This is a genomic window from Streptomyces sp. NBC_00659 (assembly GCF_036226925.1).
In the GTDB taxonomy this organism is placed as follows: Bacteria; Actinomycetota; Actinomycetes; order Streptomycetales; family Streptomycetaceae; genus Streptomyces.
In genome coordinates, this window is record NZ_CP109031.1 from 8834591 (window position 1) to 8852309 (window position 17719).

Annotated in this window: 15 protein-coding genes; 9 read left to right on the forward strand and 6 right to left on the reverse strand. The window is 70.7% G+C overall.

What is annotated here, in order from left to right; all coding sequences use genetic code 11:
• Window positions 1-40 precede the first annotated feature (40 nt).
• Window positions 41-1576: a purine-cytosine permease family protein gene (locus OG410_RS38605; RefSeq protein WP_329303414.1), complete on the reverse strand. Its 1536-nt coding sequence runs from the start codon at window positions 1574-1576 to the stop codon at window positions 41-43.
• 100 nt (window positions 1577-1676) lie between these two features.
• On the opposite strand from OG410_RS38605, the gene OG410_RS38610 reads away from it, so the two are divergent.
• On the forward strand, window positions 1677-3134 hold the full coding sequence (locus tag OG410_RS38610; RefSeq protein WP_329303415.1) for a PucR family transcriptional regulator: 1458 nt from the start codon (window positions 1677-1679) through the stop codon (window positions 3132-3134).
• Between the two features lie 77 nt (window positions 3135-3211).
• On the opposite strand, the gene OG410_RS38615 is transcribed toward OG410_RS38610, so the two are convergent.
• Complete coding sequence (locus tag OG410_RS38615; RefSeq protein ID WP_329303416.1) at window positions 3212-3844, reverse strand: TetR/AcrR family transcriptional regulator; 633 nt, start codon at window positions 3842-3844, stop codon at window positions 3212-3214.
• Between the two features lie 81 nt (window positions 3845-3925).
• Here OG410_RS38615 and OG410_RS38620 point away from each other — a divergent pair, with 81 nt between their 5' ends.
• Entirely contained in the window at window positions 3926-4804 is an 879-nt protein-coding gene (locus OG410_RS38620) for an ABC transporter ATP-binding protein (protein WP_329303417.1), read from the forward strand.
• Entirely contained in the window at window positions 4794-5552 is a 759-nt protein-coding gene (locus OG410_RS38625; RefSeq protein ID WP_329303418.1) for an ABC transporter permease, read from the forward strand. The genes OG410_RS38620 and OG410_RS38625 overlap by 11 nt, the downstream gene beginning before the upstream one ends.
• Window positions 5553-5657: 105 nt before the next feature.
• Here OG410_RS38625 and OG410_RS38630 read toward each other — a convergent pair whose 3' ends face one another.
• Window positions 5658-6257, reverse strand: coding sequence for a TetR/AcrR family transcriptional regulator (locus OG410_RS38630; RefSeq protein WP_329303419.1), 600 nt, complete (start codon window positions 6255-6257; stop codon window positions 5658-5660).
• 184 nt (window positions 6258-6441) lie between these two features.
• Between OG410_RS38630 and OG410_RS38635 the strand changes: the two genes are divergently transcribed.
• Entirely contained in the window at window positions 6442-7461 is a 1020-nt protein-coding gene (locus tag OG410_RS38635) for an aldo/keto reductase (protein ID WP_329303420.1), read from the forward strand.
• Window positions 7462-7548: 87 nt separating this feature from the next.
• Here the strand turns inward: OG410_RS38635 and OG410_RS38640 are convergent, their stop codons facing one another.
• A complete protein-coding gene (locus OG410_RS38640; protein ID WP_329304442.1) occupies window positions 7549-9849 on the reverse strand; it encodes a galactose-binding domain-containing protein in 2301 nt (766 codons plus the stop codon).
• Between the two features lie 253 nt (window positions 9850-10102).
• Here OG410_RS38640 and OG410_RS38645 point away from each other — a divergent pair, with 253 nt between their 5' ends.
• From OG410_RS38645 to OG410_RS38655, 3 genes are all read left to right on the forward strand, one after another.
• Complete coding sequence (locus tag OG410_RS38645; protein WP_329303421.1) at window positions 10103-10813, forward strand: VanZ family protein; 711 nt, start codon at window positions 10103-10105, stop codon at window positions 10811-10813.
• A 69-nt stretch (window positions 10814-10882) separates the two neighbouring features.
• Window positions 10883-11632 (forward strand): response regulator transcription factor, encoded by a 750-nt coding sequence (locus tag OG410_RS38650; RefSeq protein ID WP_329303422.1) that lies wholly within the window; start codon window positions 10883-10885, stop codon window positions 11630-11632.
• Window positions 11625-12728, forward strand: a complete 1104-nt coding sequence (locus OG410_RS38655) for a sensor histidine kinase (RefSeq protein WP_329303423.1) — start codon at window positions 11625-11627, stop codon at window positions 12726-12728. The genes OG410_RS38650 and OG410_RS38655 overlap by 8 nt, the downstream gene beginning before the upstream one ends.
• Before the next feature lie 41 nt (window positions 12729-12769).
• Here the strand turns inward: OG410_RS38655 and OG410_RS38660 are convergent, their stop codons facing one another.
• Window positions 12770-13360: a TetR/AcrR family transcriptional regulator gene (locus tag OG410_RS38660; protein ID WP_329303424.1), complete on the reverse strand. Its 591-nt coding sequence runs from the start codon at window positions 13358-13360 to the stop codon at window positions 12770-12772.
• 162 nt (window positions 13361-13522) lie between these two features.
• Between OG410_RS38660 and OG410_RS38665 the strand changes: the two genes are divergently transcribed.
• Complete coding sequence (locus tag OG410_RS38665) at window positions 13523-13975, forward strand: iron chaperone (protein ID WP_329303425.1); 453 nt, start codon at window positions 13523-13525, stop codon at window positions 13973-13975.
• Window positions 13976-14178: 203 nt separating this feature from the next.
• Here the strand turns inward: OG410_RS38665 and OG410_RS38670 are convergent, their stop codons facing one another.
• Complete coding sequence (locus OG410_RS38670; protein ID WP_329303426.1) at window positions 14179-15588, reverse strand: DEAD/DEAH box helicase; 1410 nt, start codon at window positions 15586-15588, stop codon at window positions 14179-14181.
• Between the two features lie 385 nt (window positions 15589-15973).
• On the opposite strand from OG410_RS38670, the gene OG410_RS38675 reads away from it, so the two are divergent.
• Window positions 15974-17647 (forward strand): sigma-70 family RNA polymerase sigma factor, encoded by a 1674-nt coding sequence (locus tag OG410_RS38675; RefSeq protein ID WP_329303427.1) that lies wholly within the window; start codon window positions 15974-15976, stop codon window positions 17645-17647.
• The last annotated feature ends 72 nt before the right edge of the window (window positions 17648-17719 follow it).

Genomic DNA, 17719 nt, shown 5'->3' on the forward strand with positions numbered 1-17719 from the left:
GGCCGGGCGCCCAGTCGGGGATGTCGGTGACGGTGAGGACTCAGACGGCCGCGGCGGGCTCGGGGGTCTTCTCCTCGGTGCCACCGGTGATCGGCGCGATGTCGGCGTCGGACGCCCCGACGAAGCGGGGTCCGTCGGGCCCGTACACGGCGCGCGGCTCGGGGAACAGGGCAAGTGCGGCGAGGTAGAGCACGACCGCCAGACCGAGGCCGACCGGCAGCGAGATGTCCGCGCCGTTCGCGAGGTTGCCCAGCGGACCGACGAACTGGCCCGGCAGATTGGTGAAGAGGAGGGCCACGACGGCGCTGACGAGCCACGTGCCCATGCCGCGCCAGTTCCAGCCGTGCGCGAACCAGTAGCGGCCACCGCGCTGACGCCGGTTGAAGACCTGCAGTGCCTCGGCGTCGTACCAGCCGCGCCGTGTGACGTAGCCGAGCGCCATGACGACCATCCACGGCGCGGTGCAGGTGATGATCAGCGTGGCGAAGGTGGAGATGGACTGCGTGAGGTTGAGCGCGAAGCGGCCGAGGAAGATGAACCCGATGGACAGGACACCGATGAAGAAGGTGGCCTGGACACGGTTGAAGCGCGGGAAGACGCTGGCGAAGTCCAGCCCCGTTCCGTAGAGGGACGTCGTGCCGGTCGACAGGCCACCGATCAGGGCGATCAGGCAGAGCGGCAGGAAGTACCAGCCGGGGGAGATGGCCAGCAGTCCGCCCACGTAGTTCGGGGCGGCCGGGTCGACGTACTTCGCGGCCTTCGTCGCGATGATCGACGCCGTGGCCAGGCCGAAGACGAAGGGCAGCAGGGTGGCGATCTGGGCGAGGAACGCGGCGCCCATCACCCGGCGGCGCGGGGTGTTCGCGGGGATGTAGCGGGACCAGTCACCGAGGAACGCGCCGAAGGAGACCGGGTTGGAGAGCACGATCAGCGCGGCGCCGATGAACGACGGCCAGAACAGCGGGTCGGCGGTCGAGGCGAAGGCACCCGCGTATCCGGGGTCGAAGTCACCGGCGAAGGCGAAGGCGCCGAGCACGAAGAGGGCCGAGGCCGCCAGCACCGCGATCTTGTTGACCAGCAGCATGAAGCGGAAGCCGTAGATGCAGACGACGAGCACGAGTCCGCCGAAGATCGCGTACGCGATGCCGTAGGTGACGTCCGACTCGGGGACGTTCACGAGCCGGTGCGCGCCGCCGACGAGCGCGTCTCCCGAGGACCACACCGAGATCGAGAAGAACGCGATGGCGGTGAGCAGGGAGAGGAAGGACCCGACGACCCGGCCGTGCACGCCCAGGTGCGCCGAGGAGGAGACGGCGTTGTTCGTGCCGTTGGCGGGGCCGAACAGCGACATCGGGGCCAGCAGCAGCGCACCCGCGACCAGTCCGAGGACGGTCGCCGCGAGCCCCTGCCAGAAGGAGAGCCCGAAGAGGATGGGGAACGCGCCCAGTACACAGGTCGCGAAGGTGTTGGCGCCGCCGAAGGCGAGCCGGAACAGGTCGATCGGCCGGGCCGTGCGGTCCTCGTCCGGGATTCGCTCGACGCCGTATGTCTCGATTTCGGTGACCGAGCTCGTCACGGGCCCTCCAGTGTCCGTTAGTGCACCGTTCAATCGGTGGCATCCACAGTGTGCGGCCCCCCGTGACCTGCGGCAATGGTCTCCATCACAGATGCGTACGATGTCATTTGTGGCCAGCAACAAACTCACCATCCGGGACCTGCTCGCCTCTCCGGCGCTCCAGCTCTCGCTGAAGGCCGGCGGCGGTCTGGAACGGTCGGTCTCCTGGGCGCACGCCAGCGAGCTCGTCGACCCCACGCCCTGGCTCCTGGGAGCCGAGCTGATCATGACCGCGGGCCTGGCGATCCCCCGTACCGCGGCGGAACAGCGCGCCTATCTGGAGCGGCTGGACGACGCCGGGGCGTCCGGGCTCGCGCTCTCGGCGCAGCTGCACATGCCACCGCTGCACGACGCGTTCTTCCAGGCCGCGCGGGAGCGGGACTTCCCGGTCCTCGAAGTGCCGCTCGCCGTTCCCTTCATCGCCGTCGCCCAGGAAGTCGCGGCCTCGGCCCAGGAGGAGGCGCGGCACCGGCTGGGCGCGCAGCTCCAGGTCTTCGGCGCGCTGCGCTGGCTGGTCACGGAGGATCTCGACACACCGACACTCCTGCGCCGTCTGGAAGGCCTGTCGGGCTACGACGTCTTCCTCTGCACTCCTCAGGGGCGCCCGCTCCTGCCCGGGGTCCCGGTGCCCGACCCGGCCGTCCTGCCGGCGTCCGTCGACGCCCCGCCGACCATCCCCGGCGGATTCGTCCTCCCGGTGCCCGCGCCCGGCGGCCCGGCGGGCTTCCTCGTCGCGTACGAGCGTGAGGGCGCCCGGCCCGCGGGGCTCGCCGTCGTCCAGCACATCGCCACCGTCGCGGCGCTGCGGCTGGCGATGGTGCGCAACGAGCGCGAGACACTGCGCCGCGAGGGAGCGGAGACGTTCGCCGAACTGCTTCAGGAGGTGCTCGACCCGGAGGCGGCACGGCGTCGGCTCGCCCGGCACGCGATCGAGGGCGACACCGTGCTGCTGATCGTGCGCCGCACCACCGACGAGGCGCTGCTGCGCTTCCTGGAGGACCGGCCCCATCTGCTGCTGACCCGGGGCGAGGACCGCTATGTCCTCGGGGCGCCGGAGCTGGCGGCGGCCGTCGGTGAGCTGCCCGGCGTGGCAGCCGGGGCCAGCCGCCCCTTCCTGCCGGGGGACGCGCTGAAGGTCGCGCAGCGCGAGGCTCTGTGGGCGGTGTCCAAGGCCGTCGAGTCGGGCCGTGCCGTCGTCCACTACGGCGACGACGGGGCGGGCCGGTGGCTGCCCGACGATCCCGTCGTCCTGGCGGCACTGGTGGAGCACGTGCTCGGCGGCGTGCTGCGTTACGACGAGAGTCACGACTCGCGGTTGCTTGTCTCGGCCCGCACCTGGATGGAGCGCGACCGTCGCACCGAGACGGCGGCCGCGGCACTTCACATCCACCCCAACACCCTCGCCTACCGGCTGCGCCGCTTCGGCGCGCTCACCGACCGTGATCTGACGTCGACGGCGGCTCTGGCCGAGGTCTGGCTGGCGATCCAGGCGGCGGGAGCGCTGGGCCTGACCGACTGAGCCGGGCCGGGAGTACGCCCTGACTTGCCCGTCCGGGTCCTACCTGCCCGATTCCTACCTGCCCGACGGGGCACGGATCACCCCTCGCGCCGGGCGACCGCCTCGACCAGTCGCACGATGTCGGCGAGATCGGCCTCGAACTCGGCGGTGAGGTCGAGGGGAAGATCCAGCCACGGCCCGAGCGCGCTGTGACCGGGGAGTTCACTGTCCGGAAGATGACCCCGGCGGCTGCGCGGGTCGCTGTCGCCCGGAGTGAACCGGCCCGCGGCCTCGGAGGCGGCGAAGCCGATGACGAAGGTGCTGATCAGGCGTTCCAGCCGGGGCACCTGGGGCTCGGGGACCCCGGCCTCGATGAGCGCCGTGTAGATGATGTCCACCGCCCGCGCCCCGTCCCCGGTGACGGCGGGGCGTGAGGTGAGCAGGTTCGCGGCCCAGGGGTGCCGCTGGGCCACCTCACGTGCGGCGTGCGCCAGGGCGGTGAGTCGCTCCTCCCACGTCCGCTCTCCGGCCCGGCCGGATGACGCGATCGCGGCGAGCAGACGTTCGACCATGCCGTCCAGCAGCGCCGACTTGTCCTTGACGTGCCGGTACAGCGCCATCGGCGTCACCCCGACGCGATCGGCGAGGGCGCGCATCGAGACGGCGTCGAGCCCGTGCTCGTCGGCGATGGCCACGGCCGCGTCCAGGATCTCTTCCCGTCTCCCACTCATGGGTCTACAGTGTAGACGTATACGCCGTAGACGTGTACGGCGTATACATGTTTACGACGTAGACCTCCTGGAGGACGGACGATGCTGATCGCGGAGGGTTTGGTGAAGCGCTATGGCTCACGTCATGCGCTCGACGGATTCGACCTGGCGGTCCCGGCCGGCGAGATCGTGGGCCTGATCGGTCACAACGGTGCGGGCAAGACGACGTTCGTCGAGATCGTCGCCGGTCTCGTACGTCCCGACGCGGGCCGGATCAGCGTCGCGGCGCTCGATGTGCTGCGGGAGGGCCGGGCCGCGCGGCGCCTCCTCGGCGTGGCCCCGCAGGAACTCGCCCTGTACGGCAGCGCCACCGTGCGGGAGAACCTGCGGCTGTTCGCCGGACTGGCGGGACTCCGTGGACGGCGCGGGGTCGCGGAGATCGCCCAGGTCCTGGACGAGCTGTGCCTGACGGCCGTGGCGGACCGGCCCGTGGTCGCCCTGTCCGGAGGTCAGCGCCGCCGGGTGCAGGCGGCCACCGCCATGGTCGGTTCACCGCCGCTGCTCCTGCTGGACGAGCCGACCGCCGGCGCCGATCCGGAAACCCGCTCGGCCCTGTTGAGCGCGGTCCGGGCTCGGGCCGAAGCGGGCGCGGCCGTCGTCTACACGACCCACTACCTGCCGGAACTCGTCGATCTCGGCGCCACACTGGCACTCGCGCGGGCCGGACGGATCATCGCGCGCGGCACGCAGGACGAGCTCACCCGCCACCTGCCCGGCGAACTCAGAGTCACCTTCGCCGACGCGGGCGAACCCGAACTGCGCCGGGCGACCATGGACCCCGGTGCCGATCTGGCGGCCCTGCTCGCGTCCGGTCGTACCCCTGTGTCCGTCGACGTGCGCCGCCCCGGGCTGGACGATCTCTACCGGTCCATGGAAGGCGCGGAGACCGCGACGTGGACGGAGGTCCGTGATGCCGCGTGAGTCCGCCGCCCGCGTGGCCGTGCTGGTGCGCCACAACGTGCTGCTCATGGCGCGCGAACCCGGTCCGGTGCTGAGCCGGATGATCCTCCCGCTCGTCTTCGTCACGCTGCTGCGTCCGCTCTACCTGGCCGGACAGGGCCGCGTGGCCGGCACGGAACAAGCTGTCGTCGGCACGCTGGTCACCTTCTCGCTGCTCGCCCTCAGCATCTGTGGCAGCGCGATCCTCACCGAACGGCTCGGCCGTACCTGGGACCGCCTGCGCGGAACCGCTCTGCGTCCCGCCGAGCTGCTCGTCGCGAAGGCCGTCCCGGCCTTCGCGGCCCTGCTCGCCCAGCAGTTGCTCATCGTGGGCTTCGCCGTGTGCGTCTTCGGACTGCGTGTCCCGCACCCCTTCCTGCTGCTGGGTCTCCTGCTGAGCTGGAGCTGCGCACTCCTCGGACTCGGCACCCTGGTCGGCGTTCTGGTCCGCAGCCTGGGGGCGCTCTCGGCCGCCTTCGACATCGGCGGAATGCTGCTGAGCAGTGTCGGGGGCGCGCTCGTGCCGCTCGCCGCCCTGCCGACCTGGGTCTCGGACGTGGCCCCGGCCTCGCCCGGTTACTGGGCCGCGCACGGCATGCGTGCGGCTCTGTCCGGCGACACGTCCGCCGTGGCGCAGGCCTGCGGCACGCTCCTCGGCGTGGCACTGGCCTGTGGTGTCGGGGCATCGGTACGGCTGGTGGGCCGCAGTGGCAGGCTGGTGGCGTTCTAGCCGACCGGCCCCTGAACTCGCCTGTCAGGATGGCGAGTTCAGGGGCCGGCATGACATCCGGCCGGGCGGTCGCGGTCCTTCGGGCGGGTGGGGCCCATCGGGCGGTCAGGGCCCTTCGGTTCGGCGCAGGCCCGCGACGAGTGTCTCGACCAGTCGGCGCGCGTCGTAGCGGGGGTCGTTGTGGGCGCCGATGCAGAGGTTGCCGATGCCGCGCATCAGTTGATAGGCCGTCAGGCCGGGGCGGATCTCGCCGGATTCGGCGGCGGCGTCGAGGAGCCGGGTGCACACGGGGAGCAGTCGGTCGATGAAGTACCTGTGCAGTGCGTCGAACGCCGTGTTGTCGGGCTGCAGAACGGCGGCGAGCCCGTGCTTGGTGACGAGGAAGTCGACGAACAGGTCGATCCATCGTGACAGCGCGGCGTAGGGGGACGCGCAGTCGTTCAGCAGGGCCGGACCCGCCTCGGCGCAGGCCTCGACCTGGTGACGGTAGACGGAGACGATGAGATCCGCCCGCGTCGGGAAGTGGCGGTAGATCGTGGCCGTACCGACGCCGGCCCTGGCCGCGATGTCGCGCACGGGTGCCTCCACACCCGACGTGGCGAAGATCGCGGCGGCCGCGTCCAGCAAGGTCTCCTGGTTGCGCCGGGCGTCGGCCCGCCTGGGCCGGGCCGACGCCTTCCCCGTGGTGTCTTCGCTGTCGTTCATCGCGCCCTTCCCTGTACGGCCGGACAGTCAAACGGAACGGTGTTCCGTATCGCCTTGCTAAGCGGGACAGTGTTCCGTATCGTCAAGTGGGACAGTGTTCCGTTTGTCCATGATGGCAGACCGGGGACCCGGCGACCAATCTCGCCGCCGTCCTCACGCTCACCCGTATCGAAGGAGGCAGGTCATGCAGTACCGCACCTTGGGCCGCACCGGAGTGCAGATCAGCTCGCTCGCGCTCGGCGCGATGAACTTCGGCAGAATCGGGCGCACCAGCCAGGACGAGGCCACCGCCATCGTCGACGCCGCTCTCGACGGCGGGATCAACCTCATCGACACCGCCGACATGTACGGCGACGGTGAGTCGGAGGAGATGGTCGGCAAGGCCATCGCCGGCCGCCGCGACGACATCGTGCTGGCCACGAAGGCGGGCATGCCCATGGGTGACGAGCGCAACCACCGGGGCGCCTCGCGCCGCTGGCTGGTCACCGAGCTGGACAACAGTCTGCGCAGACTCGGTGTCGACCACGTCGATCTCTACCAGATCCACCGGTGGGACCCGAGTACCGGCGACGAGGAGACGCTGTCGGCGCTGACCGACCTGCAACGTGCGGGAAAGATACGCTACTTCGGCTCCTCGACCTTCCCCGCCCATCGCATCGTGCAGGCTCAATGGGCGGCCCGTGAGCATCACTTGAGGCCCTACGTCACCGAACAGCCCAGCTACTCCATCCTGCAACGGGGGATCGAGGCGCATGTCCTGCCCGTGACCGAGGAGTACGGCCTCGGTGTGCTGGTCTGGAGCCCGCTGGCCTCGGGCTGGCTGTCCGGCGCGGTCAGGGAGGGCAGGGAGATCACCACCAGCCGCTCGGCGTTCCTGCCGCAGCGCTTCGACCTCTCCGTCCCCTCCAACCAGGCCCGGCTGGATGCCGTGGAGCGTCTGGCGGTCATCGCCGAGGAGGCCGGACTGACGCTGATCCAGCTCGCACTCGGCTTCGTCACCGCGCATCCCGCCGTGACCAGCGCGCTGATCGGCCCCCGGACACTGGAGCACCTGCGCGGCCAGCTCGCCGCCGCGGACACCGTGCTCTCCGCGGATGTACTCGACGCGATCGACGCCGTCGTGTCCCCGGGGACCGACCTCGCCGCGCACGAGAAGTTCGACACCCCGCCCGCCCTGCTCGACCCGGCACTGCGACGCCGCTGACGGCTTGGGCGACGGGCCTGACGGCCCCGCCCCGGGTCAGAGTTCCGGAGCGGGGCCGCCAGGAGTCCGTGGGCCGAACGCCGGCTGTCAGCCTGTGTAGGCCTCGAACTCGGACAACTGCCCGGCGGGCCAGCCGGTGTTGCCCGTGATGAGGACGCGCAGATAGCGGGTGGGGGTGCCGGACAGGGTGAGGGTCGCGGTGTTGCCGCTCGACGGGTCGAAGGCGTATCCGGCCGACGCCTTGAGGGTGGTGAACGTGGTGTTGTCGGTGCTGCCCTGGATGCTCAGGGTCTGGGTGCGCGTGGCCCACGCGGTTGCCGGAGGAAGTCTGAGGACGACGCGCTTGACCGCTTTGGCGGCGCCCAGGTCGACGGTCAGGGACTGCGGGAAGGCGTTGTTGGCGCTTTCCCAATAGCTGTTCGCGTTGCCGTCCACCGCGTTGGCCCCGGGGTAGACGTCCGTGTGGCTCGACTCGGTGACCGGCCGGTTCTTGGCGAGGTTCACGGTGGGGTCGGTGGGCGGGTCGGTCGGAGGATCGGTGGGCGGGTCGGTCGGCGGAGGGGTGCCGCCGCCGGGTACTCCGCCATTGGTCCACTTCGGGGTCGGCCAGTTCCCCGTGCAGGCCGGCGGGTCGGCGTACCAGCCGCTGTTGCCCGTACCCCGGGTGATCTGGAAGCCGGAGCCGACGCAGTTGTGGATCGGGTTGGACTGGCCGATGTTCGTGGCCGTGACGTTGCTGAAGGAGGCCGTCCCCGGGGCCTGGATCTGGAGTGCGTAGGTACCGGCTCCGTCGATCCGCACGTGGTCGAAGCGCAGACCGTTCGTGGCTCCCTCGATGTTCATGATCGCGGCGTAGGAGCTGTCGAGGATCTCGCTGTCGGTGATGTCGACGGTCGCGTTCAGGGGCTCGTTGAGTCCGCTGAACCAGACCGCGCCGACCCCGAACTGCCAGTTGTAGTCGTTGTTCCCGGCCCGTATCAGGGTGTTGCGGGCGGCCGTGATGGTGCCGGAGACGGCCGTGCCCTGGCCGGAGTTGACCCCGGGATAGCGGTTCGCGACATGCAGGCCGCCACCGTTGGTGACGGTGTCCGCCATGACGTTGTCGGAGAGGGTGATGTCCTTGCCGCCGTAGGTGACGATGTTGTTCGCGAGGATCGGCAGGACCACCGTGTCGAAGGTGAACTTGTTCTTGACGTTCGGGACGCTCTCCGCCCACATCGCGAGGCCGTCGTCACCGGTGTTCCGTACGAACGTGTTGGTGACGGTGGAGTTGGTGACGCCCATGTGGAAGTTCACGCCGTCCGCGGTCTGATCGAGGATGCGGCTGTTCTTGATGGTGAAGTTGTTCATCGGCCCGTCCATCCAGGCCCCGCATTTGGTGTGCTGCATCCACACGTTGTCGACCGTGGAGTCGGACAGCGCACCGCCGACGGCGTTGACCTGGTCGTTGTCCACGCGTTCGCGGATGTCGCCGATGATGGCGAAGTCCTTGAGCGTGACGTTCTTGCTGCCGCCCTGACCGGCGTACTTGCCGTAGACGCCGACGCCTTTCGACCGGTCCACCGGGTCGCGGCCGGTGAGGACGCTGTACCAGGGGCCCGCCCCGGCCAGTGTCACCTGGTCGACGACGATGTGATCGCGGACCTGGAAGGTGCCCTGCGGGATGTACACGGTCCTGCCCTGTGCCTTGCCCGCGTCGACGGCCGCCTGGATCTTCGCGGTGGAATCGGATGCGCCGGTCGGATCCGCGCCGAAGTCGCCGACGACGTCGAGGGCTCCGGACGGTTTGCCGATCGGCGCGCCCACCTGCTCGAAGTCGGCGAGGTCGATGGTGAACGAGGGTGACTCGCTCGTGGAGGAGACCTGGAGGCGCACCTTGCTGCCGGCCGGCAGCGTCGAGCCGAACATGGTGCGGGTCTCGTCGTAGAAGTGATGCGGGTTGGTGTCGCCGGGGTTGTTGTTGAACGGATAACCGCCGTAGTACCAGCCGTACTTGGAGGTCACCGGGACACTCTTGAGCCGGCTGCCGTTCACCTTGAGGTCGAGGCTCGCGTCACGGCCGCTGCCGGCGGCGTTGTCCGGCAGCGAGTAGCGGAACGACATGGCGTCGGCGGGTGCGGTCAGCGTGAACTCGACGTACTCGCCCGTCGCGTCCAGCGTCACGGCCTGGCGTCCGGACGCCTCGGAGGGGAGATGGCCGTAGAGCCGGTCCGGGCCGATGAGGGTGCCGTTCGTGGCGGCGTACTCGGCTTCCTGTTCCTTGAACGGAACGGCCGCGCCCCGGCCGGAGATCCCGACGGGGGAAGGGGCGGGTACCCCTGCGGCGGACGCGTGGGGGGCCAGGGCCACCGTGACGACGGTGCCGGCCGCGGCGAGTGCCAGCGACATGGACACCGCCGTGCCGCGGCGCAGGGGTCTGCGTTGGGGAGAGGGAGTCACAGGTGTGCGTCCTTAGGGCTCGTGGGGTGAGCGGACGCAAGAAGGCTAGGAGCGACGGCAAGAGAAGTCCATGAACGTGCGCAAGATTGATACAGAGGATCGCAATTAATCGACGATCACGCGATGCCGGGGGCTGCGTGTATCGCGGGGATATCGAAAACCGCATACGTCACCGCAACCGGCCTTCCCCTTCACTTGCACCATGAGCAACGACGCACCCTTGTCAGCACCGCCCCGCCGCACCCGCGGGATCGTGTTCGCCGGCCTGGCGGTCCTCGCCCTGGCGAGCGCCCTGTTCGTCATACGGGGGCCGCTCATGATGTCCGCCCCGAGATGCATGGCCGGGCGCTGGCACGGCTGCTACGACACGTTCAACGGTGTGGTGCTCATGACGCTGGTCGCGGTGCCGATGGCCGTGCTGGTGTCGTGGGCACTCGCCTACCGGCGGCATGCCGTCGGCCTCGGTTCGACGTGGGCGTGGCGCAAGTCGCTGGCCGAGGTGGGCATGGTCCACGGGACGGTGCCGTTCCTGTGGCTGACCATGATGCCGGGCCTCGCGCCGGGCGTCGCCCCCCGTCGGGTGAGCCTGGTGCCGCTGCGGGACATGGTCGCGATGGGGACGCTCGGGATCATCGGCAACCTGCTGGTCTTCGCGGCGCTGGGATTCTTCGCCCCCATGCGGTTCGCGGCGCTGGCGTCCGTGCCGCGGATCCTGGCGCTCGGGGCGGGCTGCTCGGTCCTGGTCGAGGTCGCCCAGTACGTCCTGTGGCTGGACCGGGTGTCCTCCGTGGACGACGTCCTGGTCAACGCCACCGGCGCCCTGCTCGCCGGGCTGGCCTCGCGCCGCTGGTGGCGCACCCCGGCGGAAGCGCCGTCGGACCGGCCTCGCCCCACGCCGGCGCCGGTGGGCTGAGCCGTGGCTCCGGTACGCACCCGTCGTCGCGATACGTCGGCGATACGGCGTACTGCTTAGGCTTCGGACATGCGTGTACTGATCGTGGAGGACGAGCCCTACCTGGCCGAGGCCGTCCGTGACGGTCTGCGGCTGGAGGCGATCGCCGCCGACATCGCCGCCGACGGCGACTCCGCCCTGGAACTGCTCGGCGTCAACTCCTACGATCTCGCGGTCCTCGACCGTGACATCCCCGGCCCCTCCGGCGACGAGGTCGCCCGGCGTATCGTCGCCTCCGGCAGCGGCATCCCGATCCTCATGCTCACCGCCGCCGACCGGATCGAGGACAAGGCTTCCGGGTTCGAACTCGGCGCCGACGACTACCTCACCAAACCGTTCGAGCTACGGGAACTTGTGATGCGGCTGAGGGCGCTCGACCGCAGGCGCGCGTACGCCCGGCCGCCGGTCCGCGAGATCGCGGGCCTGCGGCTGGACCCCTTCCGCCGGGAGGTCTTCCGCGACGGACGCCATGTCGCGCTCACCCGGAAGCAGTTCGCCGTGCTGGAAGTCCTCGTCGCCGCCGAGGGCGGTGTCATCAGCGCCGAAGAGCTGTTGCAGCGGGCCTGGGACGAGAACGCCAACCCTTTCACCAACGCCGTCCGCATCACCGTGTCCGCCCTGCGCAAACGGCTCGGCGAACCATGGATCATCGCCACCGTGCCCGGCGTCGGCTACCGGATCGACACCGCGACGGACACCCACACGGGCACGGGCACCGACACCGACACGGGGACGGCCATGGGGACGGACGCCATCCACCCCGGCGGTACTCATGGATAGACACCCAGGGCACAGCGCCCGGCTGAAACTCACCCTCAGCTACGCCGGATTCCTCTTCGTCGCCGGCACGCTCCTGCTGGTCGTCATGTGGGTGTTCGTGCTGCGCTGGCTTCCGACGAACGACCCCCGGCTCATCCAGAAGACATACGGCGCCGTGATCATCGTCGGGCCCAGCCGCTCCGACCTGCTGCGCGGCTTCGCCCCCGCCGCGGGCGTCGCGCTGGCCTTCCTCCTGGTGTTCGGCCTCCTCGGGGGATGGATCCTCGCCGGCCGGATGCTCTCACCCCTCACACGGATCACGGACGCGGTACGGACGGCCGGGAGCGGGTCGCTGTCGCACCGGATCCGTATGAAGGGCCGCCAGGACGAGTTCCGCGAACTCTCCGACGCCTTCGACTCGATGCTCGAACAACTCGAGTCCCAGGTCGCCGAGCAGCAGCGCTTCGCCGCGAACGCCTCCCACGAACTGCGCACCCCGCTGGCGATCTCACGGACACTCTTGGACGTCGCCCGCACGGACCCCACGCAGGACCGGGAGAAACTCATCGAACGCCTGCACGCCGTCAATACGCGGGCGATCGACCTCACCGAGGCCCTCCTGCTGCTCAGCCGCAGCGACCGCGGAAACCTTCCCCGCGAGAGCGTCGACCTCTCCCTCATCGCCGAGGAGGCCGCCGAAACGCTGCTCCCCTTCGCCGAAGAGCGCCGGATCACGCTCGACGTCACCGGCGGGGCGGCCCGGACCAGCGGCTCCGCGGAGCTTCTGCTGCGGATGGCGACGAACCTCGTCCAGAACGCCGTCGTCCACAACCTCCCCGATGGCGGCACCGTGACGGTCCACACCGGGACGGACGGCCGCGCGAGCGTGCTGCGGGTCGAGAACACAGGCCCTCGGCTCCCGCCGGAACTGGTGCCCACCCTCACCGAACCGTTCCGGCGCGGAACGGAACGCGTACGCACCGACGAGCACGCGGGCGTCGGCCTGGGCCTGGCCATCGTGGCCGGCATCGTCCGTGCCCACGACGGGACCCTCGAACTCGCCCCCCGCCCCGACGGTGGTCTCCTGGTCACGGTCCGGCTGCCCGGCACGCCGTAGGCGGCGTCCCCGGGCGGGGCCGCACCGCCGGGTGACGCCGTTCAGCCGGCGGTTCCGTAGGCGGCCATGAACATGTCCACGAGTCCGTCGACCGCGTCCGCGTCGATCGGGCGGGTGGACATCAGGCTGCGGTAGTACAGGGCACCGCACAACACCTCGGCGGCGAACTCCAGGTTCGCGTCCGCGGTCAGTTCGCCGGCGCGCTGGGCGCGTGTGATCCGGTCGAGGGTGCTCTGCTCGACGGTGGCCAGGAAGCGTTCGTGCAGTGTCGCCCGGAGCGCGGGATCCCCTTGTGCCTCGGCGATGACCGCGCGGTAGACGGGGCCGATCGGCGGGCTGGACAGGGCCGCGCCGGAACGGAGGAACTGCTCGCGCAGATCCTCGCGGACGTTCCCCGTGTCGCGGTAGTCCAGGTCGCTGGTCCACACACGGCTGAGCGCGTCGAGCAGCAGCGCCGCCTTGGAGGGCCAGCGCCGGTAGATCGTGTGCTTTCCGACTCCGGCCCGGCGGCCGACGGCCTCGATGCTCAGGCCCGTGTACCCGACCTCCGCGGCCAGATCGAGGGTCGCCTGCAACAACTCCTCGGTGCGCTCGGCACCTCGACGCCGAGGCGCGGCGGGCGGTTCGGTCATGAGTCCATGTTATCGGCACGTGCCGTGCCGTTGACAATGCCAGGTCCGCGCGGAATATTCGGGCGCTATCGGCACGGTGCGTGTCGATGGTGGACGGGTGGCGTGCCGTCACCCGCGTGCCCCGAGAGTGGGGGCAACGGATCCTCAAGGGGGAGTTCTGTCATGAGCAGCAAGGAAAGCGGTCGGCACGAGGGGTTCACGGCCGAAGAGCGGGCCGCGATGAAGGACCATGCCAAGGAACTGAAGAAGGAGGCCCGCCGCGGTTCGCGCGCGGACAAGGCGGCCGAGGCGGAACGGGACGTACTCGCGAAGATCGGCGAGATGGGGGAGTCCGACCGGATCATGGCCGAGCGCGTCCACGCCGTCGTCAGTGCCTGCGCCCCGGTCCTCGCGCCGAAGCTCTGGTACGGCATGCCCGCCTACGCGCTGGACGGCAAGGTCGTGTGTTTCTTCCAGAGCGCGGAGAAGTTCAAGGCGCGGTACGCGACGCTCGGGTTCAGTGACCAGGCGAACCTGGACGAGGGCACGATGTGGGCCACCGCGTTCGCCCTGACCGAGCTCACGGCCGAGGTCGAGGCGAAGATCGGCGCGCTCGTGAAGCAGGCGGTGAGCTGAGACACCGCGCGACGGTGACCTGGCGGCGCCCGGACGGCGCCCGGACGCGTGTGCCTCGCGGACCGGACGGTGCCCAGAAGCGTGTGCCTCGCGGACCGGACGGTGCCCAGACGCGTGTGCCTCGCCCGGACAGCACCGGGCGAGGCGCGCGAGGCCGGCCGGGCACCCGGGGCGCGAGTGGGTCAGGGCGGTTGAGCCCGGCCTCAGCGACCCTTGCGTACCCGGGCGGCCGCGCGGGCTTCCGCGGCCTTGCGGGCGTCCGCGGTCTTGCGTGACTCCTTGGCCTTTCCGGGACGCGTGCCGATGCCCCGGAAGGGCGCGTTGCCGGTGCTCGTCGTCGGCCCGGTGGGCGGGCGCTTGGCCCCGGTGATGGCGGTGAGCGACGCCTCGCCCGAACGTACCTGGGTGACGGTCGGCCGGATGCCGGCATCGGACATCAGACGGTTCACATCGCGCCGCTGGTTGGGGGTGACCAGGGTGACCACCTTCCCGGACTCCCCTGCGCGCGCGGTGCGCCCGCCACGGTGCAGGTAGTCCTTGGCGTCCGCGGGCGGGTCGACGTTGACGACGAGGTCGAGCGAGTCGATGTGGATGCCCCGGGCGGCGACGTTGGTGGCCACCAGCACGTTGATCTCCCCGTTCTTGAACTGGGCGAGCGTGTGCGTGCGCTGCGGCTGCGACTTCCCGCTGTGCAGGGCGGAGGCGCGGATGCCACTGGCCCGCAGATGACGGGTGAACTGGTCCACGGCCGCCTTCGTGTCCAGGAACATCAGAACCCGGCCGTCCCGAGCGGCGATCTCGGTCGCCGTCGCGTACCGGTCGGCGCCGTGGATGTTCAACTGGTGGTGTTCCATCGTGGTGACCGAGCCCGCCACCCGGTCGACCGAGGCGTGAATCGGGTCGTGGAGGTACTTCTGTACGAGCTCATCGACGTTGCGGTCGAGCGTGGCCGAGAACAGCAGCCGCTGACCGTCGGCGCGCACCTGTTCCATGAGGTCCGAGACCTGCGGCAGGAAGCCCAGGTCGCACATCTGGTCCGCCTCGTCCAGCACCGTGATCCGCACCTGGTTCAGGAGACAGTCCCGGCGTGACACCAGGTCGGTCAGCCGCCCCGGCGTCGCGATGAGCACCTCGACGCCGCTCCGCAGCTGAGCCTGCTGCCGGTTGATCGACAGCCCGCCCACCACCGTCCCCAGTCGTACGTCCAGGGTCTGCGCGTACGGTTCCAGCGCGTCGCTCACCTGCTGCGCGAGCTCCCGGGTCGGCACCAGGACCAGCGCCAGCGGCCGCTTCGCCTCCGCGCGGCGGCCCGCGGTCCGGGCGAGCAGGGCCAGCCCGAAGGCCAGCGTCTTGCCGGAGCCGGTCCGTGCCCGGCCGAGGACATCGTGTCCGGCCAGGGCGTTCGGCAGCGTCGCGGCCTGGATCGGGAAGGGCTCCGTCACTCCGAGCCCGGTCATCCGGGCCACCAGTGCCGCCGGCAGGCCGAGGGCGTCGAACGACGCGGCGGCAGGCAGGCCTGTGGAGCGGGACGGCGGTGCCGTGACGTCGTCCCGCGGCGCCGGCTGGTGCTCGCCAGCGTCGGAGAGTCCAGGGGCCGGCGGCTTCGCGTTCATGGGGAACCTTCCTCAGTCTGACGCCCGGAACGCCCCGGGGCCCGTGCCACTCGGCACGGGCCCCGGCGACTTCGAAGCGTGTTCCCCATTTTACCAGCGGGCCGCCGGGCGCCGGCCGGGCCGGTGACAGGTGACAGGTGAGGGGCGACGGGTGTCAGGTGACCGGGGTCCTGGTCACACGGTCGTGTGCGACCTCGTGGTGGTCCGGTCGTCCGCGGAATCTCTCCGTCCTTCGATGTGACCTTCTTCCCTCTTCCTTGCCATCGGTGCCCCGGTGTGGGAAGCATCTGCGCAACGAGTGTCCGAAGAACTGTTATTCGAGGTTCCGTGGGCGGTCTCCCAGGCAACGGCAGCATCGTTCGGAGTCGAGGACAGGAAAGCTTTCATGAGGAGACAGCACGCGGTGGAGCCGGCGGCACTGGTGACTGCCGCCCGGGCGGGCGACTCGGCGGCTCAGGACGCCCTGGTCAGCGCCTATCTCCCCTTGGTCTACAACATCGTCGGGCGCGCGCTGAACGGTTCCGTCGACGTCGACGACGTCGTGCAGAACACCATGCTCCGCGCCCTGGACGGCCTGGACGGCCTGCGTACGCCGGAGAGCTTCCGCTCCTGGCTCGTGGCGATCGCGATGAACCAGGTCCGGGCCCACTGGCGGGACCGGCAGCTCGCCCCGGACGGTGTGGAGGAGGCGGAGGAACTCGCCGACCCCGGCGCCGACTTCGTGGACCTGACCCTGATGCGGCTCCAGCTCTCCGGTCAGCGGCGGGAGACCGCGCTGGCGACCCGCTGGCTCGAACCCGACGACCGAGGCGTGCTCTCGCTGTGGTGGCTGGAATGCGCCGGTGAGGTGACCCGGACCGAGGTGGCCGAGGCACTGGAGGTGTCGCCGCAGCACGCGGCGGTCCAAGTGCAGCGTATGAAGGCGCAGTTGGAAACCGCTCGTGTGGTGGTACGGGCCCTCGGCGCCCGCCCGCCGTGCGAGGAGCTGCGGGGTGTCCTCGCCTCCTGGGACGGCCGGCCCTCGGCGCTGTGGCGCAAGCGCATCGCCCGGCACGCCCGCGACTGTGTCCGCTGCTCCGGTCTGTGGAGCGGACTGATGCCCGCGGAGGGGCTGCTGGCCGGTCTGGCGCTGATCGCGGTGTCGCCGGGGCTGACGGCCGCGCTGTTCGACGCTTCCGGCGGGATGGCCGCCACGGGCTCGGTGTCACGGGCCCCGGCCGCCGCGGGGCACGGGGAGGAGGGCTCGTCGGGGGCCGCCGGGCACCGGGCTTCCGGCGGGAGGGCGGCCTCGCGCGGTGAGGCTCGCCGGCGCCGACGCGTACGGCGCCGGGCGCTGGGCGGCGCACTCGTGGCGGTCTGCGTGGCGGGCGGCGGTTTCTGGTACGTGGAGACAGGACCCGGAGCGCGAACCGACGGGGCGGCTCCCTCGCGGACCGCGGGCGACCCCGTCATGGACCTCTCCGCGCCGGACGCCTCGGCCGCCTCCGCCTCGCCGTCGGCAAGCGCCACGGCGTCGGCCTCGCCGTCGGCGTCCGCGTCGAAGAAGGCGAAGGCGAAGGCGAAGGCGAAAGCCTCCAGCACACCCCGTCCCGCCGAGCCGAGCAAGTCGGCCGCCGCCTCCTCGGCCGCGCCGACCCGGAGAGCGTCCGGCGTGGCGCAGGCGCAGTCGGCACCGACGACCACCGTGGCCCAGGTGGTCGCGCTGGTGAACAAGGAGCGGGCGGCCGCCGGCTGCGGACCGCTCACCGAGGACCCGCAGCTGGAGGACGCGGCCCAGGCCCACTCCGAGGACATGGCCGCACGCGACTTCTTCGAACACACCAACCCCGACGGCGCCGACCCCGGCGAGCGCATCACCGCCGCGGGCTACCGCTGGTCCACGTACGGCGAGAACATAGCCGCGGGTCAGCAGACCCCTTCGGCGGTGATGGACTCGTGGATGAACAGCCCGGGGCATCGCGCGAACATTCTCAACTGTTCGTTCAAGAACATCGGGGTGGGCGTACACAAGGGGTCGGGCGGTCCCTGGTGGACACAGGACTTCGGGGCGAAGCTGTGATGGCCGGCGCTCCTTCCCGGGCGCGAGGTTCCCAGGTCATGGCCCTGCCGGACCCACCTCGGGACCGAACGC